The sequence below is a fragment of the Lysinibacillus sp. RC79 genome, from assembly GCF_041262405.1.
GTDB lineage: Bacteria > Bacillota > Bacilli > Bacillales_A > Planococcaceae > Lysinibacillus.
Window position 1 is genome coordinate 39,728 of the sequence record NZ_JBGCCD010000015.1, and the last position, 23,489, is coordinate 63,216.

Annotated in this window: 26 protein-coding genes; 15 read left to right on the forward strand and 11 right to left on the reverse strand. The window is 37.8% G+C overall.

Features of this window, described 5'->3' with window-relative positions; all coding sequences use genetic code 11:
- Positions 1-29: 29 nt before the first annotated feature.
- The 4 genes from ABH968_RS15245 to ABH968_RS15260 form a co-directional block, all read right to left on the reverse strand.
- Complete coding sequence (locus ABH968_RS15245; protein WP_370045215.1) at positions 30-839, reverse strand: DsbA family protein; 810 nt, start codon at positions 837-839, stop codon at positions 30-32.
- A complete protein-coding gene (locus ABH968_RS15250; protein WP_370045216.1) occupies positions 832-1,239 on the reverse strand; it encodes a globin domain-containing protein in 408 nt (135 codons plus the stop codon). The genes ABH968_RS15245 and ABH968_RS15250 overlap by 8 nt, the downstream gene beginning before the upstream one ends.
- 218 nt (positions 1,240-1,457) lie before the next feature.
- On the reverse strand, positions 1,458-2,246 hold the full coding sequence (locus ABH968_RS15255; RefSeq protein ID WP_370045218.1) for a lytic transglycosylase domain-containing protein: 789 nt from the start codon (positions 2,244-2,246) through the stop codon (positions 1,458-1,460).
- A gap of 34 nt (positions 2,247-2,280) precedes the next feature.
- Positions 2,281-2,871, reverse strand: a complete 591-nt coding sequence (locus ABH968_RS15260) for a CYTH domain-containing protein (protein WP_370045219.1) — start codon at positions 2,869-2,871, stop codon at positions 2,281-2,283.
- 800 nt (positions 2,872-3,671) lie between these two features.
- Here ABH968_RS15260 and ABH968_RS15265 point away from each other — a divergent pair.
- From ABH968_RS15265 to ABH968_RS15290, 6 genes are all read left to right on the forward strand, one after another.
- Complete coding sequence (locus tag ABH968_RS15265; protein WP_370045221.1) at positions 3,672-4,055, forward strand: UPF0738 family protein; 384 nt, start codon at positions 3,672-3,674, stop codon at positions 4,053-4,055.
- 62 nt (positions 4,056-4,117) lie between these two features.
- On the forward strand, positions 4,118-4,789 hold the full coding sequence (gene yjbM / locus ABH968_RS15270) for a GTP diphosphokinase (RefSeq protein WP_370045223.1): 672 nt from the start codon (positions 4,118-4,120) through the stop codon (positions 4,787-4,789).
- The gene (locus ABH968_RS15275) at positions 4,786-5,580 is read left to right on the forward strand and encodes an NAD kinase (protein ID WP_370045225.1); all 795 of its coding nucleotides are present in this window, start codon (positions 4,786-4,788) and stop codon (positions 5,578-5,580) included. The genes yjbM and ABH968_RS15275 overlap by 4 nt, the downstream gene beginning before the upstream one ends.
- Before the next feature lies 1 nt (position 5,581).
- Positions 5,582-6,490, forward strand: coding sequence for an RluA family pseudouridine synthase (locus ABH968_RS15280; protein ID WP_370045345.1), 909 nt, complete (start codon positions 5,582-5,584; stop codon positions 6,488-6,490).
- Between the two features lie 586 nt (positions 6,491-7,076).
- Complete coding sequence (mgtE, locus tag ABH968_RS15285) at positions 7,077-8,453, forward strand: magnesium transporter (RefSeq protein ID WP_370045227.1); 1,377 nt, start codon at positions 7,077-7,079, stop codon at positions 8,451-8,453.
- Positions 8,454-8,496: 43 nt separating this feature from the next.
- Positions 8,497-8,907, forward strand: a complete 411-nt coding sequence (locus ABH968_RS15290; RefSeq protein ID WP_370045228.1) for a hypothetical protein — start codon at positions 8,497-8,499, stop codon at positions 8,905-8,907.
- A 64-nt stretch (positions 8,908-8,971) separates the two neighbouring features.
- On the opposite strand, the gene ABH968_RS15295 is transcribed toward ABH968_RS15290, so the two are convergent.
- Entirely contained in the window at positions 8,972-9,496 is a 525-nt protein-coding gene (locus ABH968_RS15295; RefSeq protein ID WP_079559573.1) for a CotY/CotZ family spore coat protein, read from the reverse strand.
- A 133-nt stretch (positions 9,497-9,629) separates the two neighbouring features.
- Between ABH968_RS15295 and ABH968_RS15300 the strand changes: the two genes are divergently transcribed.
- The 6 genes from ABH968_RS15300 (at position 9,630) to ABH968_RS15325 (ending at position 12,546) form a co-directional block, all read left to right on the forward strand.
- Positions 9,630-10,034 carry a YhcN/YlaJ family sporulation lipoprotein gene (locus ABH968_RS15300; protein ID WP_370045230.1) on the forward strand — a complete coding sequence of 135 codons (405 nt, stop codon included), beginning with the start codon at positions 9,630-9,632 and terminating at the stop codon, positions 10,032-10,034.
- On the forward strand, positions 10,034-10,489 hold the full coding sequence (gene spoVAC / locus ABH968_RS15305; protein WP_370045232.1) for a stage V sporulation protein AC: 456 nt from the start codon (positions 10,034-10,036) through the stop codon (positions 10,487-10,489). Before ABH968_RS15300 ends, spoVAC begins: the two co-directional genes overlap by 1 nt.
- Positions 10,483-11,478 (forward strand): stage V sporulation protein AD, encoded by a 996-nt coding sequence (locus tag ABH968_RS15310; protein WP_370045234.1) that lies wholly within the window; start codon positions 10,483-10,485, stop codon positions 11,476-11,478. The genes spoVAC and ABH968_RS15310 overlap by 7 nt, the downstream gene beginning before the upstream one ends.
- A gap of 16 nt (positions 11,479-11,494) precedes the next feature.
- Entirely contained in the window at positions 11,495-11,854 is a 360-nt protein-coding gene (gene spoVAE / locus ABH968_RS15315) for a stage V sporulation protein AE (protein ID WP_370045346.1), read from the forward strand.
- Between the two features lie 65 nt (positions 11,855-11,919).
- The gene (locus ABH968_RS15320; protein ID WP_370045235.1) at positions 11,920-12,147 is read left to right on the forward strand and encodes a YjcZ family sporulation protein; all 228 of its coding nucleotides are present in this window, start codon (positions 11,920-11,922) and stop codon (positions 12,145-12,147) included.
- A 150-nt stretch (positions 12,148-12,297) separates the two neighbouring features.
- Entirely contained in the window at positions 12,298-12,546 is a 249-nt protein-coding gene (locus ABH968_RS15325) for a stage VI sporulation protein F (protein WP_370045237.1), read from the forward strand.
- Positions 12,547-12,879: 333 nt separating this feature from the next.
- Here the strand turns inward: ABH968_RS15325 and ABH968_RS15330 are convergent, their stop codons facing one another.
- From ABH968_RS15330 to ABH968_RS15340, 3 genes are all read right to left on the reverse strand, one after another.
- Entirely contained in the window at positions 12,880-13,308 is a 429-nt protein-coding gene (locus ABH968_RS15330; protein WP_370045238.1) for a GNAT family N-acetyltransferase, read from the reverse strand.
- A gap of 3 nt (positions 13,309-13,311) precedes the next feature.
- Positions 13,312-13,827: a YjcG family protein gene (locus ABH968_RS15335; protein WP_370045240.1), complete on the reverse strand. Its 516-nt coding sequence runs from the start codon at positions 13,825-13,827 to the stop codon at positions 13,312-13,314.
- Between the two features lie 81 nt (positions 13,828-13,908).
- Positions 13,909-14,628, reverse strand: a complete 720-nt coding sequence (locus ABH968_RS15340) for an alpha/beta hydrolase (RefSeq protein WP_370045242.1) — start codon at positions 14,626-14,628, stop codon at positions 13,909-13,911.
- Positions 14,629-14,740: 112 nt separating this feature from the next.
- On the opposite strand from ABH968_RS15340, the gene ABH968_RS15345 reads away from it, so the two are divergent.
- Complete coding sequence (locus ABH968_RS15345; RefSeq protein ID WP_370045244.1) at positions 14,741-15,322, forward strand: phosphatidylglycerophosphatase A family protein; 582 nt, start codon at positions 14,741-14,743, stop codon at positions 15,320-15,322.
- 556 nt (positions 15,323-15,878) lie between these two features.
- Here ABH968_RS15345 and ABH968_RS15350 read toward each other — a convergent pair.
- The 3 genes from ABH968_RS15350 to ABH968_RS15360 are packed head-to-tail and all read right to left on the reverse strand — an operon-like array spanning position 15,879 to position 20,629.
- On the reverse strand, positions 15,879-17,672 hold the full coding sequence (locus tag ABH968_RS15350) for an ABC transporter substrate-binding protein (protein ID WP_370045246.1): 1,794 nt from the start codon (positions 17,670-17,672) through the stop codon (positions 15,879-15,881).
- A 16-nt stretch (positions 17,673-17,688) separates the two neighbouring features.
- Complete coding sequence (locus tag ABH968_RS15355; protein ID WP_370045248.1) at positions 17,689-19,185, reverse strand: ABC transporter permease; 1,497 nt, start codon at positions 19,183-19,185, stop codon at positions 17,689-17,691.
- Positions 19,186-19,198: 13 nt separating this feature from the next.
- The gene (locus ABH968_RS15360; protein WP_370045250.1) at positions 19,199-20,629 is read right to left on the reverse strand and encodes an ABC transporter permease; all 1,431 of its coding nucleotides are present in this window, start codon (positions 20,627-20,629) and stop codon (positions 19,199-19,201) included.
- 207 nt (positions 20,630-20,836) lie between these two features.
- Here ABH968_RS15360 and ABH968_RS15365 point away from each other — a divergent pair, with 207 nt between their 5' ends.
- Together ABH968_RS15365 and ABH968_RS15370 are read left to right on the forward strand one after the other, a co-directional pair.
- Complete coding sequence (locus tag ABH968_RS15365; protein ID WP_370045251.1) at positions 20,837-22,576, forward strand: ABC transporter ATP-binding protein; 1,740 nt, start codon at positions 20,837-20,839, stop codon at positions 22,574-22,576.
- Between the two features lie 112 nt (positions 22,577-22,688).
- Entirely contained in the window at positions 22,689-23,306 is a 618-nt protein-coding gene (locus tag ABH968_RS15370; protein ID WP_370045252.1) for a thermonuclease family protein, read from the forward strand.
- Positions 23,307-23,489: the final 183 nt, after the last annotated feature.

The window sequence follows — 23,489 nt, forward strand, 5'->3', positions numbered from 1 at the left end:
TAGGAGCTTAGAATAATAGTATAATTGCATTATTTAATACGCCACAGTGTATCGTGATTTGTCTGAATTCGTTCAATCTTTTGTTGTAGCATACGCTTCTTTAATTCGCGTTCAGCTGTTTGTTCTGTTAATGAGTAGATAAAAGCTACTTCATTTGTTGAAAGTGTATGGAATTTTGTAAATAACGCTTCTATTGTTGGTAATGGTTGGCGCACAAGCTGCTCATCCATCATCTCTTGTAAAATATGTTCATAAACTTCATAGGAATAGCTACCACTAACTTTAAGACCCTCATCTTCAATACATTCATTGAAAAATACAATACTTGGTACTTCTTCAACTTCCATTTCACGTTTAATATATAAATCGCTTTGGAAGGCGCGTGCTGCTTCCTTTGAACCAAAGTCTGCAGAGAATTCATTCATGTCTAATTGAACATCTTCTGCAATTTTTAACAGCGTAGCATAAGAATTGACATCTTGCTTGTTTAGTAATACATATTCTTGTAGTTTCGACAAATAGCGTGCTCCTGCACGTTTGCCCTGTAACTCTGCTGCTTTAATAGCGATAGAGGGTAAAACAGGGTGATTAATGTCGAGCTCAATACCTGATACACAACCCTTTACACGCTTACTTAAACAATTTAAAGAGGCAAGCTCCGTGCTTAGTACAAGGCGCCATGTAAAGTAATGGTTGTACTCTAGCTGTAGTCTACGAAGGATGGCTTGCATATTAAAAGCTTCTGGACAAAGTGGATCTACGAAAATATACAATTCAATAGGCTTATTAACAGTAGAAAACTCAGGAGTTGGCTCTTGCAACAGTTGAATATTATTCACGTAACAATTCCCCCTCAGCGTCATTTGGTGTATTAATCATGTGATGAGCTGTTAATACTAAACGTTGATAATAAGTTTCGCGGAACTTCCCTTCTAACCCAACTTCATCCATTGCTTCGGACATACATTCAAGCCAAGCTTGAGCACGATCAGGTGTAATCGGAAAATTCATATGGCGTGCACGCATCATTGGATGTCCATGCTCCTCAGTAAAAAGATTTGGTCCACCTAAATACTGTGTTTGAAATTGAATTTGCTTGCGGGCTGTCTCTGTCAAATCTTTCGGAAAGATTGGAATAAGATCAGGATGCTGAGCAACTCTTTTATAGAATGCATGGATTAGCTCTGAAAGCTTTTCAGCCCCCAGCTCCTCATAAGGAACAGTGTATTTTCGACTCATAAGTTAAATGCCCCTTTAATTCTTTATATCGTAAAGTATATTTTTATACTTGGTCATCTTTACAAATGTGAATTTCTTGTGACTACCTTTATTCTATCAACGTCTTTTCGTTAACACAAACAAAGAGCTCTCCCGAAATGTTTTTCGCTAGAAAAGCACAAATTTCACCACGTGGGTGAAATTTGTCGGAAAAGACTGTATTAACAATGTTTATGCGATTAAACTGTGTAGTAATTCATCACTTTTTTGACATAATTCTGTGTTTCTTTAAAAGGAGGAATGCCACCATACTTTGTAACACGTGAAGATCCTGCGTTATAAGCAGCTAACGCTAGTGTAGGTTCATTATCAAATTTATCTAGCAATTGGCGCAAATACTTTGCCCCTGCCATAATATTTTGCTCAGGATCAAAGGCGTTTGTAACCCCTAAATATTGCGCTGTCTTTGGCATTAATTGCATTAATCCTTGTGCTCCAGCATGACTAACCACATTTGAATTAAAATTAGACTCTTGCTTAATCACTGCAGCGATGAGTTTCTCAGGTACATTATATGTAGATGCTGCCTTTTGAATAATCGAAGCGTATTGGTTCGCACCTGCTAATGAATTGGCATACGCTGTTGAACCAATTACATTATCGGAAACATAGGAGTCGAGTTTTGTACTAGATTGTGTGTTGGCTAATGCTGCCTGTACAGCAGTAGGTATGTATACGGCATTAGAACCATTATAAAGTAATGATTGATACGCACTATTTTGCATGTTTTCAGATAACCCATTTAAATTACTAAACTGGTTCATCAATGACGAAGCGCTCGATACACCCCCGAGCAAACTAGATAATTTTGCACTGTTAGCAGTAGTTGAGTCGCCGAGCAGTTCGCTAATCATGTCTGAAAACATAGAATTGCTGTCTGTAAGATTGTTTGACGATGAATTTTCTGAAGATCCTAGTGTTTGTAATGCTTGAATGTCAAGTAAAGTTCTGAGTGATTGGATATCCAAGGAGTTGTCACCCTTTCTTGTTATACTAGTTAAACTACTGTTTTTTATTCATTTGTAATGCTTTCATAAATCGTGCAATTTTTTTATCTGTAGCCCGTTTTTCGATACCATATAGCTGTAGAAATTCGTCGAAGATTGCATTTCCTTTTATTGCATCTTTTGATTCATATTCTACCTCATAATCATCGCACTGCAAATAGAAAGAATGATCGAATACTAGAAGACCATCCTTATAAGGAATTTCGACACGATCAGTTGTCAGTGAACCAAATACTTCTAATTCTTCTAAAGGAATATTGAAGAAAGCAAGTCTTTTTGCTACTTCTTGGGCATAGAATCCTTCTCCAACAAGCATTTTCTTAGCTTGCTCTGCATTTAATTCGTCAGTTGTTTCTAAATGTGCATGCTCTGCATTTTTTTCTTTTAAAGTACATTCAAAATATTTGTCGATTTGTCTAATACGAAGCCCACTTTGTCGTTTCCGAATAGCTTGAGAAGGTGTGTCGAAATAATGATTTGTTTGACGATGAATAGCATTTTCGGGAATATTGAATTCTTGCAATAAGTGTTCGTATTGTTGTTTTGTTAAGAGATTTTTAAATTCTATTTCAAGTTGTTGTGCCATTATTCTCACCTTTTTATTTTATTTTTTTATGGGTGTTGATTAGGGGAAAGGTTCATCAGCATAGCGTGTGGTTGATTTCCGTTCCAGCTGGGCGCTTTCCTGGGGGCGTCCGATGAGCCGCTTCGCTGCGCTGCAGGGTCTCATCTGTGACGCTGATCCCCAAGGAGTCGCCCAGCTTCCACTCCAATCAACTAATATGCATGGCATACATTTTGACGAAATGTCATTCCTAATTTCCGATTATGGACAAAAATTTATTAGAAATCATTTGTATGACGTATCATCATAACTTGGTGTTGATTTCCGTTCCGACTGGGCGCTTTCCAGGGGGCGTCCGATGAGCCGCTTCACTCGCGTTGCTCGCTGCAGGGTCTCGGACCAACACTATGTTGGTCACGACGGCGTTATCACAGGACGTGATGGTTTTAGCCTTCGTTCCCCTATCGCTGATCCCAAGGAGTCGCCCAGTCTCCACTCCAATCAACTAATATGCATGGCATACATTTTGACGAAATGTCATCCCTAATTTCCGATGAAGGACAAATGTTTTCTGTGCGAAAGCGAAGCGTCAGCAACAGCATGATGTTAGTCACTAAGGCGTTATTATAGAAAGTGATGGTTTTAGCCTTCGTTCCTCTATTGCTGATCCCCAAGGAGTCGCCCAGTCGGAACGGAAATCAACCACACGCTATGATAAAAAGTTTCGTTCGTTATTTCATTGATTTAGTATTTACACACTGCAACTAATTACCCTCTATGCTAAAATAAGAAGAAGAGTAAGACGAAAAGGGGAACCGCATGTGCGTAAAATTTATACAATAGAAACATTGAATTTTGAAAACGAGCAACTTCATTTTAGTTTAAACGACATTGAAGTAAATTTACAGTTAAAACCTGCTGCACAATTAATTGCAGATTCTGATGACTTTGCGTTTATTTATTTACTTGATGCAGGAGAGAATTATCATTACTTGCGTTTTCCACCGAGTAGTTGGGAGCAACTTGTACATATTTTACAAAAAAAGCAAAATCCAAAGCTACAACTAGGTGAAGAAGTTATTGAGCTTACAAATTTTTACGATGAACTGGAAATGCTCGTGTATAATATTGAAGGAAATTACAATTATGGGGCGGAATTTGTCCGAACGGTGGAACAACACTTCAAGGCAATTCTTGCTGAATAAAGAGACAAAGCGAACAGACGGTGTTGGTTTTGTTCGATACCGAATGTCGGGAGGTTTTTGCGATGGGACAATGGGAAATATTTTTAAGTCCTTATAAACAAGCAGTAGATGAGTTAAAAGTAAAATTAAAAGGTATGCGTTCACAGTTTGGTATTGTTAATGCAAATTCGCCAATTGAATTTGTGACGGGACGTGTAAAGCCTTTAGCAAGTATATACGATAAATCATTAGAAAAAGGGCTTGCCTTTGAGCCTTCTAAACGACTAGGTGATGAGCTAGGGGATATCGCAGGCTTACGTATTATGTGTCAATTTGTAGATGATATTTCCGCAGTTACGGAGCTAATACGTCAACGTAAAGATATGCGTGTAGTGGAAGAGCGTGACTATATTACACATAATAAGCCAAGTGGCTACCGCTCATATCATATGATTGTCGAATATCCTGTAGAAACGATACAGGGGAAAAAAGTGGTATTAGCTGAAATTCAAATAAGAACACTAGCTATGAATTTCTGGGCATCTATTGAGCATTCTTTAAATTATAAATATAAAGGCATGTTCCCCGAGGAAATTAAAAATCGCCTTCAAAGTGCAGCAGAGGCCGCCTTCCGATTGGATGAGGAAATGTCGTCCATTCGTAGTGAGATTCAAGAAGCACAGGCCTATTTTAGTGAATACAAAGAAGCATCGAATCCTAATTTACTATCGGAGAAGGAGCGTGACACAAAATGAAATTTTCCATTCAATCACGTAGAGATGCACAGTCGAACGAATTAATGGAGCTGGCCAGAACGTATTTGCAGGATTTTGGGTTAACTTATGATGAAGAGGCTCCTGAAATCGTAATCTCTATTGGAGGAGATGGCACTTTACTACATGCCTTTCATCGATATTCTCATTTGCTAGATCAGGTTGCCTTCGTAGGTATCCATACGGGACATTTAGGATTTTATGCGGATTGGAAACCATCTGAATTAGAAAAGCTTGTTTTGTCCATTGCTAAAAAGGATTTTAACGTTGTGGAGTATCCACTACTAGCGGTAAAGGTGGAGCATCATAATGCGGAATCCAATACGTATTTAGCGTTAAATGAAGCAACTGTGAAATCACCAGATGTCACACTTGTTATGGATGTAGAGTTAAATGGTAATCAGTTTGAACGTTTCCGTGGAGACGGTCTTTGTGTGTCAACTCCTTCTGGTAGTACAGCTTATAATAAAGCCCTCGGTGGAGCAATTATTCACCCGACTTTAGCAGCACTCCAAATCACTGAGATAGCATCTATCAATAACCGTGTCTTCCGTACAGTTGGTTCACCACTCATTTTACCAGCACACCATCACTGTGTTTTACGTCCAGTAAATGATCAAAACTTTAATATGACAGTTGATCATTTACAAGTCACGCAAGGCGATGTGAAGTCGATTGCTTTTAATGTAGCAACTGAAAGAGTCCGTTTTGCACGTTTCCGTCCATTCCCATTCTGGGAACGAGTACATGAATCATTCGTGGCAAATGAGTAAAATGGATACAAGGTTTACACTGCATTTTATAGCGGAAAAGGAAGGCCAACTACTAAGGGAGGCCTTAACTGAATGGCGCATCTCCAAGCGAGCTTTAACGGCTATTAAATTTGATGGAGGATTACTGACAGTGAATGATGTTGAACGCAATGTTCGACATCCTCTTCACGTTGGGGATCGAGTTGAAGTTAAATTCCCTCCTGAAGAAAAAAGTGAAGGACTCACAATTGAACATGGTGAACTTTCTATTATTTATGAAGATGAAGCTATTTTAGTGCTTAATAAGCCTGCACATCAGAGTACGATTCCTTCGCGTGAGCATCCAACACATAGCGTAGCTAATCTAGTGTGTGGTCATTTTCAGCAGCAAGGACTAGCATCAACTGCTCATATCGTAACGAGACTTGACCGTGATACTTCTGGTTTGTTATGCATTGCTAAACATGCTCATATTCATCATTTAACGGGACTTGCACAGCGCAGTGGAGAGATTTCTCGACAATATGAAGCAATTGTACATGGACATGTGGCACAAGAAGTACAATCAATCATTGCTCCTATTGGACGCAAGGAGACGAGTATCATTGAGCGAGAGGTGCGTGAGGATGGTCAATTTGCGCATACAGATGTGACAATTTTAAGGCGCTTTTATTTACATGATGAACCGATGACACATATACAACTAAAGTTGCACACAGGGCGTACACATCAAATCCGTGTGCATATGGCCTATGTGGGACATCCACTTGTCGGAGATGAACTTTATGGTGGAAGTCGCGAGCATATAAATAGACAAGCCTTACACTGTGTGTCCTTAAAGATGCTTCATCCTTTGACAGGTGAGAGTTTACAATTCACAAGTAACTTAAACATAGATATGCAACGATTATTGAATGACTCCTTAGTTTGAAGTTCGGCCATTATTTTTTCAAAGCCTATCAATAGCCGAGACTATCTAAACAGTCATTAGTTCACTAAGAGTGAAAACTATTACTGAATCATGTTATAAATTTAAGGAGATGTTCGCAAAAACGGGCATCTCTTTATCATTTTCCTTAATAACACACGTTAACAGAACAAAAAGTGATTGTAGGATATAGTAAGAGTAGAGGTTTTTTAGGCTCAGTACCATAAGTTGAGAATGACATTTTTTTGAATGTATGTTATGTATATAAGTTGATTAGAGTGGAGACTGAGTGACTCCTTGGGAATCAGCAATAGAGGAACGAAGGCTAAAACCATCACGTCCTGTGATTTTGCCCCGACGCCCCAGGAAAGCGCCCAATCGGAACGGAAATCAACCCCACGTTATGGTAATAGGTAAAAAATAGAAACGTTTACCCGCAGATTTATCCAATTAGATTGCAGCGATGTCGTAAGTGCTAAGTAGTAAAAAAAGGGTTTGCAGAAAAGGCACAATACACTCTATTATATATAAGGTGGATTTACGGCATTGTCCGTATCAACGATTTAATGCTCGGAAGGAGGGGACAAGCATGATAGAGGAAAGAAATGAAAAGAATGATGTGCAATTCGACGAAGCACGTTTGCGAGAAATGCTCGAAGCACATGATATTAACGCATTCCGCGATGAGTTTTTAGAGCTTCATCCATATGATCAGGCAACGTTTTATGAGAAGGTGGAGCCTGATATAAGGAAGATCATCTATTCGTTCTTGTCTCCGACGGAAATGGCTGATATTTTTGAGGCAATCGAAATAGATGATGATGAATACACAGCGTATCTAGCTGAGATGGATCCGTCATATGGTGCAGAAATGCTTTCTCATATGTATGCAGATGATGCAGCAGACGTTTTAAATGAGTTGGATACAAAACAACGTGAAAGCTATTTAGGCATGATGGATGAGGAAGCAGCTGAAGAGATTAATGAGTTATTAAGATATGACGAAGGTACAGCTGGTTCTATCATGACGCCTGAATATGTAGCGATACCAGAAAATTCTACTGTGCGTTCAGCAATGGCAATTTTACGGAAAGAAGCGCCAGAAGCCGAAACCATTTATTATATTTTTGTCGTTGATGAAGCACATCGATTAACAGGCGTTATTACGCTTCGTGATTTAATTATTGCTGATGAAGATACCCTTATCCGTTCGATTATGAATGAACGTGTTGTGATGGTGCACGCAGGGGATGACCAAGAAGAGGTTGCTCAAATTATGAAGGACTATAACTTCTTAGCGACACCAGTTATTGACGATAAGGGAGAATTACTAGGGATTATTACAGTCGACGATATTATCGACGTTATTGATGAGGAAGCCTCGGAGGATTACTCTAAATTAGCGGGTATTTCCGATATGGATAAATTTGATACAACTTCATTCCAAGCGGCTAAAAAGCGTTTGCCATGGCTTGTCATATTATTATTTTTAGGGATGTTGACAGCAAATTTGATGGGACAGTTTGAGGCAACGTTAGAACAGGTTGCGTTACTCGCAGTGTTTATTCCTCTCATTTCAGGTACTTCTGGGAATAGTGGAACACAGGCACTAGCGGTAGCTATTCGAGGAATTGCAACAGGAGATGTCGAAGAACATAGCAAGCTAAAATTACTACTACGTGAAGCTGGTACAGGCTTAATGTCTGGAGTTGTTTGTGGGCTGATTGTGATCGGCATCATCTATGTTTGGAAACAAGAGTTGATTCTTGGAATGCTGGTGGGAGCAGCGCTTTGTGGTTCTATTTTAGTAGCAACACTTGCAGGATCTTTTATTCCACTGCTTATGCATCGCATGAAAATTGATCCAGCTGTCGCATCAGGTCCATTTATTACAACATTAAATGATATTACAAGTATTTTAATTTACTTAGGTTTGGCGACAGTGTTCTTAAGTCAAATAGCGTGAGAACCAAATTTCTTTCTTTTGCATATTGTATGAAAAAAGGGAAGTGAGTAATTTGGGTCAAGAGCCACGCTTGTTTATAAAGTCACCATCATATTTTTTAAATATTTCCAAGGTGCTACATGAACTTGATTTGGATGAAAGTACGTCAGTGTATAGTAAGGACGGCTATTTCAATGAACAAACTATTGAAGAACACGACGAAGTGGTTGAAGAAGTACAAATAGATCCGTATTTACTAAAGCAGCTTCAATTTTTAGAAAAGCCGTTTCGGCAAAAAGCCTATCAACCATTAGTTATATGTTTGAAGGATGGTAGAAAATTACGCGGTAGTGCATCTGATGTACAGACCGATTCGTTGATGCTTACTTCTTTCGAATTGAAGACACAAGAGATTATATATTTTGAAGACATAGAACAAGTATTATGGCGAGGTAAACAATTACCTACCTTATGAAAAAAGTGTACAGCAGAGGATGCTGTACACTTTTTTTATGTGTAGTGTGTCAAAGGAGAAAAGATTATTCACAAATCCCTAAGTCAACATCAGCAATACATTGTACAGCGCAGAAGCATGATAAATCTACAGTGATACAGCTCTCAGTTGAATTCCAATCATCTACTTTACATATTTTTTTCATGTTGACACAGCAGCCATCTCGACTTAATAGATCTACTGTACTTTCGCTGGAGTCAAATGAACATAGAGGCTCTAAAACACGCAAAGTAGCGCAGCACTCATCGAACATATCTTCTACACGGAAAAATACTGATGTACATATACATGGATCTGCTGTTGGTGAACTGAAAAATGCTTTAAAAGGAGTACCGTCTTTTGTAATTAACATGAATACACGTGTATCTGCATGAGAGCGTGCAGGACTTACAATGCCTCCAAGTGGTTCTAAGAAACAGTTAGCTGTACATGGTTGACATTCTTCTCTCACCGCTTGATTCTGAATGTCTAAGATGGCGCGTACTACGTCACAAACGCAGCCTGCTGAATGGATTGGTCCAATAGGATTTGTTGGCTTGCCACAACCCATATTGTCACCTCCTTTCCTTGTTACTACTTCTACAATATGTGCTTATGAAAAATGGACTCGGGCTTTCGTATATATAGTTAAATGAATAGTTTTTTTATGTATGGAGAAACTTTAAAGAAAAGGAGGGTAAAACTTGAAGCTATTAGGAATGATGTTACCTCTATTAGTCAGTTTATCGCTTTTAAGTGGTTGCGGTGAAAAAGAAAAATTTATTGTCTACGGTTCACCGGAAAATGAAAAAGAAGTTGAAGCCATTTTAAAAGAACAGGACTTTGTAGACAAAACAACGGTTATCCAATATGACAATAGTATGCTTGTAGCAGTGCAAATTAAACCATGGGATAAGTGGAAAAAGAAAAAATTGGAGAAAAAGTTGCAAAAGAAATTTGATGAAAAATATCCAAACAAAGATGTTTTTGTCTCAACCGATTATAAAATTTTTTATGAAGCCAATAAAATAAAAAAGGATCAAGTTGAAGATAATAAACTGAAAGATAAAATTAAGAAATTGAAAAAGCTAGCAAAGGAGGAAACATAGTGGAAAAAGATCAATACCAGCAATTAGAACAAAATGTCACGCCAAAACCGCCCTATTTTAAGAATGTTTCTAAGGCGTTTCTAGTAGGTGGCCTTATTTGTACAATTGGGCAGGCAGTGTCACTTTTTTATATGATTTTCTTTGATTTTACCGAAGCGACAGTCGGAAATCCAACAGTTGCAACAATGATATTTTTCGCCATGATTTTAACTGGTTTTGGCTTATATAAAAAAATTGGTCAATTTGCTGGAGCTGGATCAGCTGTTCCTGTTACAGGGTTTGGTAATGCTGTTATTTCTGCTGCCATTGAGCATAGATCTGAAGGATTAGTACTCGGTGTTGGAGGGAATTTATTTAAATTAGCTGGGTCAGTTGTATTATTTGGTGTTGTCTCCGCCTTTTTTATTGCACTTATTAAATTCATTCTTGTGACGATAGGAGTGGTTTCATGGTAATTGTCTTTCAATCGAAGCCGTCCTTAATAGCAGGTGGTGTGGTTGCAGGTCCATTAGAGAAACGTAGTATATTTAGTCAACATTTTGATGCGACCTACGATGATGAACGTTGGCAAATGAAAACAAATGAACAGGGTCATCGAAAAATGGTTGAAGAGGCCTGTGAATTTGCCATGAAAAAAGCGGGCGTGAAAAATACAGACATTGATTACTTTATGGGCGGCGATTTGGTTAACCAAATGACACCAACCAATTTTGCGGCCAGAGACTTAGACATTCCTTTTATTGGATTATTCTCAGCGTGTGCCACCTCTATATCTTCCGTAATTGTTGCAAGCCTGTTAACTGAAATAGGTGCCTCCAATTTATCGCTAGCTGGTGCATCTAGTCAACACAATGCGGTTGAACGACAATTCCGCTATCCAATCAATTATGGCTCACAAAAGCCCCAAACTGCTCAATGGACGGTAACGGCTGCTGGTTATGCTCTTGTTGGTAAACATCATGAGGAATACCCTTCTATTGAAGCAGCAACTATTGGGAAATCGGTTGATTATGGTATGGATGACCCTTTTCACATGGGTGCAGCGATGGCACCTGCCGCTTTTCAAACAATTCAATCACATTTAGAGCAACGAAATCAAAAAATTTACCATTATGATTTAATTTTAACAGGTGATTTAGGTCAACTTGGCATAAAACTTCTAAAAGGAATGTTTGTTGAGAGTGGCATAAAGAGCGAAGAGTTAAAACCCTTACGTGATGCAGGTGCTGAGTTTTATGGACAGGATGAAACGTTCCAATCCGGTGCAAGTGGTGCAGGCTGTTCGGCAGCTGTTTTTTTTAGTTATGTGATCCAACAGATGCGAGCAGGTACCTATAAACGAGTACTTCTTGTGGCGACAGGAGCATTACTGTCTCCGCTTTCATTTCAACAGGGCGAGACAATTCCATGTACGGCACATGCGATTGAAATTACAATGAAATGAGGCAAAAGCGATGGTTATGACATTTGTGTTTGCATTTTTTGTAGGAGGCATTATTTGCGCCATAGGTCAATTATTAATGGATGTTGGTAAATTAACACCTGGACATACATTGAGTACTCTAGTCGTAGCGGGAGCAATTCTTGCCGGAATGGGTTTGTATGACCCACTTATTAATTTTGCTGGTGCTGGTGCCACTGTCCCTATTACATCTTTTGGAAACTCCTTAACGCAAGGTGCAATTGTTGAAGCGGAAAAACATGGGCTAGTAGGTGTGCTAACTGGGATGTTTGAGGTGACAAGCTCAGGAATCAGTGCTGCCGTTGTTTTTGGCTTTATCGGAGCATTAATATTTAAACCTAAAGGAAATGTTGATTAGACGAATACCCCACCCATTTTTACAACGCTAACATATTATAGGTTGTAGAAGGGAGGGGTATTTTTATGGGATATCAAGGCTGGGGTGCGCATCCGTATGGAGGGCATGCTGATGGTTGTTACGGAGGAGATTATGGCGGTTACTATGGTGGTTCCCATGGAGGCTACTATGGTGGTCACCATGACGGAGGCCATGGAGGTTACTATGGCTACGGACATGGGCATAGTTCAACTTTTATCTTAATTGTTGTCCTTTTCATTCTTCTGATCATTGTTGGTGCTGCTTGCATATAATTTGATTAATGTGACAGAGATAGAGGCTTTAGCTTTTCTTCAGAGTGCTCCATTTTCTGAGTAAAGTTTAAAGCCTTCACTAGTTGTCATAGGATTAGTAGATGAAATGAAAGTGGAGAAAATTAAATTTTAACTGATAGGAGGGGGAACATGAATCGCTCGTTGTTTAATTCAATTGAACAAAAAACTGGGGTATCAATGGATGAAATTTTCGCATTAGCAAATGCAATTCAACATGCTGATTTTAAAAATGAAAAACAAGTAAGAAAAATCGTACGGCGCGTAAGTAAGATGTCCAATAGACAAATTACACAAGAGCTTGAAGATAAATTAGTACAATCTATTATTCAAGATGGAGCTTCACTAGATTTAGATAAAATTACTAAAATGATGAAATAACATGATATATCTACTATGCAAAGCAATATATCTAAAAGGTTGGTTAAATGGATTTTCATTTATAAATCAACCTTTAAAGCATTGTAGAGAAATAAAAAGGGTGTTACGATATGCATCAGCATTTTCGTAACACCTTTTTGATCAATTATGCCTCGGCATAATTGCGTCCGGAATCGGCTTTGTGCTTAGGCCTGCAGGATGCAGGTCAGTTAGCCGTTATCGCATGGATGCGATGATTTTAGGCTAACATCCTTTAAGAACTCCTTTCCGATTTCCGTGACATCCGCCGGAGGCAACTTATTTCAGCGGATGTTTGACACCCGCTGAAATAAGTTAGATCTTTTTTTCCATAGCACGATGTGGGATACCAGCATCCATAAATTCAGGAGATGTTACCGTATAGCCAAGCTTTTCATAAAACGGAATAGCATAGCTTTGTGCATGGAGTTTTAGTTTTTTCTTATTAATTGAAATGGCGTGCTTCTCCATTTCCTTCATAATTAAAGCACCTAGTTTTTTGCCACGTTGATCTTGTAAAATACAAACACGTTCAATTTTTGCAGCATCGTCCTCGATACTTCGTAAACGTGCAGCACCTACAGGGTCATTGTCTTCGTACATAATAAAATGCGTTGCAGCTGTATCCTCAGCATCACATTCAAGATGAAGCGGCACACCTTGCTCTTCAACAAAAACTTGCTTGCGGACTGCAAACGCATCCTCATGTTCTTTTGCTGTTTCAACAATCTTAACGTTAAACAAGGATTACTCAGCTCCTGACAAACGGAAAGTTTCATATGTTGTCCACGAGCCATCTTCCAATTGGTATAAAAGATGAATGCGATCAATTGTATCTTTTTCGTCAACACCTGTCATACGTAATTGCCCAAAGATGTCATCATGCTCAGAATCTGTCATTTTTTGAGCAATTGTAATATGTGGTACAAATACGTGTTTTGACTCACCAAAAGGTACTTTTTCTTCTAAAGCTTGGCGGATTGCTGTTAATTGTTCAGTTGGTTCAATGCGGAAATAAATCGCATTTGTTGTTGGGAAAAATGAACTTATGCGTGATGCATGAATGTTTAAAGGTGCATATTTGGCAGCAAGTTCATCTAATTGTTTTACGACAGATTGAATATCTTCATCCGTTGCATCGAAGCTGTCCTTTAATGTTATATGCGGAGTAATTTTCGCATAATGAGAATCGTAACGTTTGCGATAAGTATTCGCTAAATCTTGCAATTTTTTTGATGGAAATGCCACAATACCGTACTTCATAGGCCATTACCTCCCGAAAATAAACAATTTTTTATTTAAGTATAACAGAAATTTCCGATTTCGTAATTTGAATCGTCCATATTAATTGAAATTTTCAATTAATGCGCGACGTAAATCGGGTTTCCAATATTTCCATGTATGATTACCATCGAATTCTTCATAAAATGTAGAAAATCCTTTGTTTAACATGAGATTATGCAGTTGACGATTTGGCGTTAAAAAATCTTTAATGGTTTTATCCATCGTGACAACTTTATCTTCCTCTTTGCCGACAATATGGTAAATGGAAATTGCGCCTGGATCTTTAAAATTCTCTACAGCTTGCAGAACATTTTCATCAACATACGGTGATTGTAAAATGACCTTGCCAAAAATACTTGGGTATTTTAATGCGGCCATTAAGGAAGCGGTTGCAGCCATTGAGTCACCAATAACCCCACGACTCATTCCCATTTGGTAAGTTGCGTATTCAGCGTCTAAATATGGCACAAGCTCATGGGCTAAAAAACGAAGGTATGCTTCATGTTGCTCTCCACTTGGAATATATTTATGACGTCGATCCTTAATGTCCTTATAAGGAACGAATGCAATGATTAAATTTTCGATTTCATAGTCATCGATAAGTTCATCAGCAAGTTTTGTAATACCTCCAAGCTGGAAATAATCTTTGCCGTCTGATGCAATTAAAATATTATATTTATAAAGTGGAGAATAATTTGCAGGAACATAAATATAGAGCTGTAATTCCTCCTGCAATGCTTCACTATAGAACTTTAAATCCTGTACAGTTCCCTTATCCAATGATGACACTCCTTCTCATGTTTGTAACAAAATTGTACCATATAGCCAAAGTAAAGGTATAATAGGTTGGGCTAGCACTATTCTAGTAATAAAATCGAAGTGAGGGATAGTTATGCATGATAAAAGTACTCGCATACACTCTGATGAAGTAGCGAAGGCAGCCCAAGCTGCACTTATTCGTCGCGGTGTATCGCTAGAGGATATTGCTAAAATTGTTTATGAAATGCAAAAATCCTATAATGAAGGTTTAACATTAGACCACTGTGTTCATTCTGTCGAGCGTGTATTACGTAAGCGTGAAGTTCAACATGCTTTATTAGTAGGGATTGAACTAGATGAACTTGCTGAGAAAAAGTTATTATCGGCACCATTACAGCAAATAGTAGAATCCGATGAGGGTTTATTTGGTGTGGATGAAACGATCGCACTTGGAGCTGTCTTTACATATGGTAGCATAGCAGTAACAACTTTCGGACACTTAGACAAGCAAAAAATCGGTATTATTAAGAAGCTAGATACAGAACCTGGTCATCATGTAAATACGTTTTTAGATGATTTAGTTGGCAGTATCGCAGCCTCTGCCGCATCACGTATTGCCCATCGTATGCGTGACTTGGAAGAAGAGGGCGAGACCTTCGCAGATATTGAGCCCGAAGATCTAGGACCAAAACCAAAATCACATAATGAGATTTAACATCTTTCAGCACCCCTAAAATAGAGGAACTCAGGCTAAGAACTTCGCATTTTGTGATAACGCCTGGGTTACTAGCATCTTCTAAAATAGACAACAGAGCCTTCCATAAGTATGTGAGGGCTCTTTTTTAGTGTTGAAAAACATATTGGTCAAGGGATTATAATGGGGGGATATCTGCTCAATGCACTTCTTTCTAATGGGCGAGTTGTTGCTGTCGCTCCGCTGTCACTTTAAATTAAAGTTACATACCTGAAAACACAAACTGTGTAAAATCGGTTGATTGGAGTGGAGGCTGGGCGACTCCACGGGGATCAGCGTCACAGATGAGACCCTGCAGCGAAGCGAAGCGGCTCATCGGACGCCCCCAGGAAAGCGCCCAGCCGGAACGGAAATCAACCTCACGCTTTGCCGTAGAACCATAATATATATTTATTTGGACACCTTAATTTCATAGACATAATAGTTATTCAACACTATGAACAAAGCCTCCTCAATAATATGAGGAGGCTCGTTTTTTAGTATGCTTTATGAATTTTTTTGTATACTCATATATTTATTAATCGTTATAGGCTTTTAAATATTCTTTTACTTTTTCACTGTCTGCCTCAAGCTTTAATCCTGTATTAACTAGTGGTGAAACAGTGGAGACAGCAGGTTTTTTATTGCCTTGATAGTAGCTAATAAATTCATCTTGATTAATAGAGTAAAGAATTGCTTTACGTAGGTCTACTGAATCTGATACAGCGCGACCAGATGTATTCATTTGTAGATAGGATACTGCATTACTATCAGCAGTGTGTAACGTTAGTTTAGTATCAGATTTTACAATGTCTAGCTTTGTTTCTGGTACTGACTGGAGAACATGGATTTCACCATTACGTAATGCGGATACAGCACTATCGTTATCAGCGATAAAACGAACATTAATTTTTGCGATCTTCGGTTCATATTCACTACCTACACGGTAAGCCGGATTTTTCACAAATTGTGCTTCATAATCATTTTTCTTCACAAGGATGTAAGGGCCACTTGCATAAAGATGGTTGTTGTATGTTGCTGTGCCTTCTGTCACTGTAGCTTGATCACCATAGGCGATATCCTTATCTGGATCATAGCTTGCTACATCATATGTGTTAATGCTTGTTACTTGTTTTTCAGATACGATACCACCAGATTGGTGTGCTAAATAATTTAACACTTGTGGGAATGGTGTTGGTGTTGTAATTTTAACAACTTGGTATGCTCCAGCTGCATTATTAACAGTCCCTTTATCTTTTGCTAATTGCGTTACGGAAGCAGGGAGGTGTTGAGATAATGCATCTAACACAGACTGATCAGAGCCCGCAACCTTTTTCTTTTGTAATTCAGCTAAGTCAGAAACGATTTCGACTGTTTCAATATTTTCGTGAAGACTATATGTGCGATGGTCTGGAACTGATTTTGGATTTTTTGCACGATTTAATGAGAATACAACGTCTTCTGCTGAAACTAATTCACCTGTATCAACAGCGGCACCGTCTTTTACAGCAGCGAAGTTAATATCATCACGTAAAATGAAATAATATTCTTGGTTACCTTCAGCAATAGCATGATTATAAGATAATGATCCATCAGAAACGACGTCATCTGTATCTGTTAAGTTTACAAGTCGTACATACATATTTGTATTTAATGTATTAATAGAACCATCATTTCCTTTAATAGGATCAAGCGATGTTAACGAACTAATTGTTTGATGTAAAATCAATGGTTCAGTTGCATTTTTGGATGAGTCATTGAATTCAATACTTTCCCACACTTGCGCACGGGATTTCGGTAGATGTACTGTTTTTGGGTTTACTAATTCAGAGTAAATTCCTTGATATTTATTTGAAATATATAGCGGTGCAATATAAGCTTGATCGAATACTAAGAGCTGTTCTAATTCTTTATATTTTGCAGCAGCTTCATCACCTGTTAATGTACTTGCTTCCTCGATGAGAGCATCTAATTTTGAATCAGATACAATACTATAATCACCGCCCGTTTTAAATAAACCACGAACAGCATAATCAGGGTTTCCTGTTACTGTTGTCCAGCTCGAAAGCGCTAAATCATAATTGCCAGCATCTTTTTGTGCTGAAAATGAACCATAATCAGGTTGAATATTTAGTTTAACATCAAAGCCATTTTTAACTAGTTGATCACGAACAATATTCATGTCTTCCTCAGAAGCAGCCATGCCTAATACCTCAATTGTTTTTTTACCTTTACCTTTTGAATCTTTACTACCTTCTACTTCAGTTTTTGTTTGTACACAGCCTGCTAATGCTAATACTGCTATGAATAAGAATACAAGTAATCTTTTCATTAAAAAACCTCCATTATTAATTTGATTTTGGATCTAAAGCATCTCGTAACCCATCACCTAAGAAGTTAAAGGAGAGAACGAGAAGCATAATACAAAGACCTGGGAAAATAGCGACATAGGAATGTGTTTCCAGGTACGTACTGCCAACCTTTAGAATATTGCCCCATTCAGGAATGTGTGGCTCAATACCGAGCCCTAAAAAACTTAAACTACTTGTTGAAATCACAGCACCACCAATAGTTAATGTTGCTTTGACAATCATCGGTGCTAACGAATTAGGAACGATATGCTTAAAAATGATAGCAGCATCAGATGCTCCTAATGCTCTGGCTGATTCTACGAATTCGAAATTAGAGAGCTGCATTACATTAGCGCGCATGGTACGAGCATACGTTGGAATCGCTCCAACACTTAGTGCGATGATTAAATTAATGGTATTGGCACCAAATGCTGCGATAATGGCAATTGCCAGTAAAATTCCAGGAATGGCATATAAAATATCAAGACTTCGCATGATCATGTTGTCAGTCGCTTTTCCGTAATAACCTGAAAATGCTCCAAGCGTACCGCCAATTAATGCAGGTATAATCGTAGAGAAAAGTCCGACAATAAGCGATATTTGTGCACCGAAAACAATGCGAGAAAATAAATCACGTCCGTAATTATCGGTGCCTAGTGGATATTCTAACGAAGGTGTTTGTAACAATGCTCCATAGTTATTTTCAATAGCGAAGTCATAGTCAAATGTCCAAGAACTTGTTACGGACAAAGAAAACATAAATACTATGAAAAATAACCCGAAGACGGCCATCGTATTGCGTAAAATCTTTTCCCAAATTCTTTGCCATTTTTCAATTGTAGATGGATTCGCCTTTCGAGCTTTTTGAATAAGGCTATACCCTAGCAATGTTGCAAATAGATTGCCAGTCAAAGAGGCAATAAGCAACAAAATGCCAGGTAACAGCATCCATTTCGGTGCAGCCTCGGAAGTCACAAATTTTGTACATAGAATTAACATCACGATATAAAAGATTGCAAGGAATAAGAAAAGACCCATTGCTAGTAAAAACGTATCTGTGACATACGGTTTAAATAAGTTCAGTGCTGAAATACCGATAATAAAAAACTGAGTGATGAATGCATAAGCAGCAAAAGTATATTCAGCTGTCTTACTTCTTGACATAAGCAAAAAAGCAAAAGATGTAGAAAAAATATTGCCTGAAACTATTGTCAATAACAGTGGATAACCAAGTAATCGAGTGCTTTTTTGTATGTCACTATGACTCGCTAAATCCTGTTTAATTCGTAAAGTCAGGAAACCAACATAAGCTGTGGTAATTGCATAAATGACGAAAAAGATTAAGACGATTGGTCGCCAGCTTTGAGTAGAAAAATTATAGCTATAAGCTAGAAACAATAAAGAAAACAGTAAGGAAAAGACAAATGTAAAATGTGAATTGACATATTCCTGTGTAATCTTCAAAAGTAGTTTGACATGTAAGCTGTTTTTCAATGGTGATCCCCCTTTAAGACTTCTTCATTTTCGAGCGAATGCGTGGATCGAAAAAGGCATACAAAATATCGATGAATAAATTAACGATCGAAATTGTAATAGCAATATAGACGACCCCACCAAGGATAGCTGGAATGTCCGGAATAAACTGCTTGTCAACAATATAGCTACCAATACCACTAATATTGAAAACTTTTTCTGTAACAGATGCCCCACCTAACATTCCACCAAAAAGAAGTCCAATCACTGTAATAATAGGAATCATGGCATTGCGAATAGCATGCTTTGAAATCACTTTAAATTCATTCAGGCCTTTAGCTCTCGCTGTAATAATGTAATCTTCATGTATCACCTCAAGCATACTGGATCTTGTCATACGGGCAATGGAAGCTGTAATGGATGTTCCTAAGACAATGACTGGCATTATTAAAGATAGCCAGTTTTGAGGATTATAAGTAGCTGGGAACCATTGTAGCTTTAATGCAAACGTTAAAATAAATATCAATCCCTGCCAAAAACTTGGGATGGATAATCCTATCAATGCGATAAACATAAATGTATAGTCCAAATATGAATTCGGACGAACAGCAGATATAATGCCGACCGGAATAGCAATAGCGATAGCCATTAAAAGTGATAGGATAGCTATTTCAAGTGTGATAGGAAATTTGTTTACAATGCTATGTGTTATGTTTTCTTTCCCTGCAAAGGAAGTACCTAAATCAAATGTAAATATGCCAGATAATGCATTCCATAACTGAGATAAATATGGCTGATCCAAGCCATGAATATGATTAAAGTTAGTTATTTGCTCAGGCGTTGCCGTAACACCAAGTAAGTTTCTCGCTGGATCGAATGGCGACAAATACAAAATTGTAAACACCAATGTCGCGACACCTACAATTACAATGAAACTTTGTAGTATTCGTTCAATGACAAATTGCAGAAAGGGATTCGCAAACAATATTAGGGCTACATAAAATAAAACAGCCGGTAAAAAAGTAAGGGCTACAAAACTTTTATTTTTAAGCTGCTGACTAAAAAATTGTAAATAGGATGGATCTTCTAAACCATCCTTCAATAAATCTTGCTCTACTAACTGTTGAAGTTTTGTTTCTGCTAATTTCGAAGAAGTTTCCTGTAATTGTTTTTCAGACACACATTCATGAAAGAATTTAGCTTTGGCTAATTCTTGCTCGGCAAATTTAACTTGCCATTGTGTGAACAAACCCTTTTCTTTGTAGTACAGACTTCGTTGCTCAAAAGCTTGGCGGTATAGGTGCGAATGTTTTCTTTTCCGATAGGATAAGTATGTAAAAGGGTGTACTAAAATACTTAATAGAAATAGTAGCGCGTTGTAAGACTTATGGTGCATGAGCTTTTGATAAACTGAAAAAAAGAATACATGTTCCTTAGTTGAAGAACGAACTTTTGAAATAACCATGCATTTCCTCCAGACGTAAGTAAAATAATAGATTCTAAAACACATCAGCAAACCTTAGTAGCCAACTCATTTTTAGTAAGGTCCTATTGAATAGATTGCAAGAAGAAACATTTAGCAGTTTATATTGTATAATTCCTATCAGTATTGTAAAGTATGGATTATACTTAAAATTAAGTCAATCACAAAATTTACAAAAGGATGGATTGAATGAGTGAAAAGCTTCTAGAAATCAGCGATCTTCGTGTATCTTTTATTACGGGAGAGACAGAGTTTGAGGCCGTTAAAGGCGTTAATTTTCATGTAAATAAAGGTGAAACACTCGGAATTGTAGGAGAGTCGGGTAGTGGAAAAAGTGTAACAGCTCGTTCAATTATGCGTCTATTACCATCACCACCTTCATATCTAAAGTCAGGAAATCTTTTGTTTAAAGGACAAGAGATTACTTCATTGAGCGAAAAACAAATGGAGGCAATCCGTGGACAAGATATTAGTATGATTTTTCAAGATCCAATGACATCCACAAATCCAACTATTCGTATTGGTGACCAAGTGGCTGAAAGTTTAATAAAGCATCAATCGATGTCCAAAGCTGAGGCGTATAAGCAAACAATAGAGTTATTAAAGCTTGTAGGCATTCGAAATGCAGAAGAACGATATAGACAATATCCGCATGAGTTTTCAGGAGGAATGCGCCAACGTGTGATGATTGCCATGGCACTTGCTTGTCGTCCATCTTTACTAATTGCAGATGAACCGACTACAGCCCTTGATGTAACTATTCAAGCGCAAATTTTAAAATTAATGCGAGATATGCAAAAAAAGATGGGCACCTCAATCATATTAATTACACATGATTTAGGTGTTGTTGCTGGTATGTGCGATCGAATTATTGTTATGAAGGAAGGAGAGATTGTTGAGCAAGGTACAACAGAGGAAATCTTTGAAAATGCTCAACATCCTTATACTAAAAAACTATTGAATGCTTTACCGAAGCTCCATGAGAAAAAGCAGCCTAAACCAATTACGAATGTACAGCTTGGAATAGATAAAAATAAACCTTTAATTGAAGTGACACATCTTTCAAAGGAATTCGCATTAGGGCAGGGTCAAACAGTAAAGGCCGTCAATGATTTATCGTTCCATATATACCCAGGGGAAACATTGGGTTTAGTAGGTGAATCAGGTTCAGGAAAATCAACGACAGGTCGAACTATTTTGCAGCTTCATCAGCCTACGAATGGAGAAGTCTTGTATCAAGGTGTTCCAATTACAAGACTAACGAAAAAGCAGCTTAAAGCTATGCGTCGTCATATGCAAATTATTTTCCAAGACCCATATTCCTCGTTGAATCCTCGGAAAAAAATAGTAGATATTATTGGGGAAGCTCTAGATATTCATAAACTCGTTAAATCGAATGAAGAACGTCAACAGCGTGTGGAGGAATTACTTGAACTTGTAGGCTTAAACAAAGAACATGCCATGCGATATCCACATGAATTTTCAGGTGGGCAACGACAACGTATTGGCATCGCAAGAGCTTTAGCAGTGGAGCCAAATTTTATTGTTTGTGATGAACCACTTTCAGCACTTGACGTTTCTATTCAAAAGCAGATTGTAGACTTGTTAAAGGATTTACAGCAGCGCCTTGGATTGACATACTTATTTATTGCACATGATTTGTCTATGGTTAAACATATCAGCGATCGCGTAGCTGTCATGTATGGTGGGAAGATTGTAGAGCTTGCAGAAAGTGAGGAGCTGTACGCCAATCCACAGCACCCATATACACAAGCTTTATTACACGCAATACCAATTCCAGATCCAGCGATAGAAAAGCAAAAATATATGGATACCGAAAATAAGGACATACAAACACACTATGAGATAGAAAATAGTCAGCTTGTTGAAGTTTCTCCAAACCATTGGGTAGCAATTGCAGCTACATAACTTGAATGTAGTAGCCTGATATTCTACAATAGAAATATCGTGAAACTTTTAAGGATTCTTTTAGAAGCCTCCTTAAAATGTAATAAAGATGAAGTTGTGAGGGACCTACTACATGAAAATGCAAGATATAAAAACGTTAATTACGAGTGGTACAATCATTCTTGCTGTTGCATTGTATATGATTTTCGGCAGATCACCAGCCCAAGAAAAGGATACAGCATCGACTAACCAAGATAGTACTATTTCTATTGAACAGGTTGAAGAAAAAACAGGAAATAAACGCTTTGATGTAGAGTATATTAAAGCATATGATGGTGATACAATTCAGACGACAATAAATGGCAAGAAACAAAAAATTCGCCTATTGATGATAGATACACCAGAGATGAATTATAACAAAGGTGAAGCTCAACCTTATGCTGAAGAGGCAAAAGACTATACGATTAAATTGTTAGAACACGCCAAAAAGATTGAAGCGGTTTACGATGTTGGACCAGAAACAGATAACTACGATCGCTTATTAGCCTATGTCTTTATTGATGATGTAATGTTACAGGAATCATTATTAAAAGAAGGACTTGCAGCAGTGCGCTTTATCCATAAACCAAACAATACGTTTGAGGATGAATTTAGAGAAATCCAGCAAGATGCAGAAAAAGAAAAATTAAATATTTGGTCACATCAAAATTACTTCCAAAAAGATGGTTTCCATCCGGAAGTATTAAAATAAAGGTTAACAAATAAGGGACTGTCCCAAAAGGCAATGAAAAATGCCTTTTGAGGGCAGTCCTTTCTTTATTCAAAATATATAATAGTAAAAAAAGTGAAGCTTATAAGAGTTTTTCAAAAAGCTGCACTTTATTTTTGTTCGTCACTGAAAGTTGGGGGTGGATGACATGCTGTTAAAACGTAT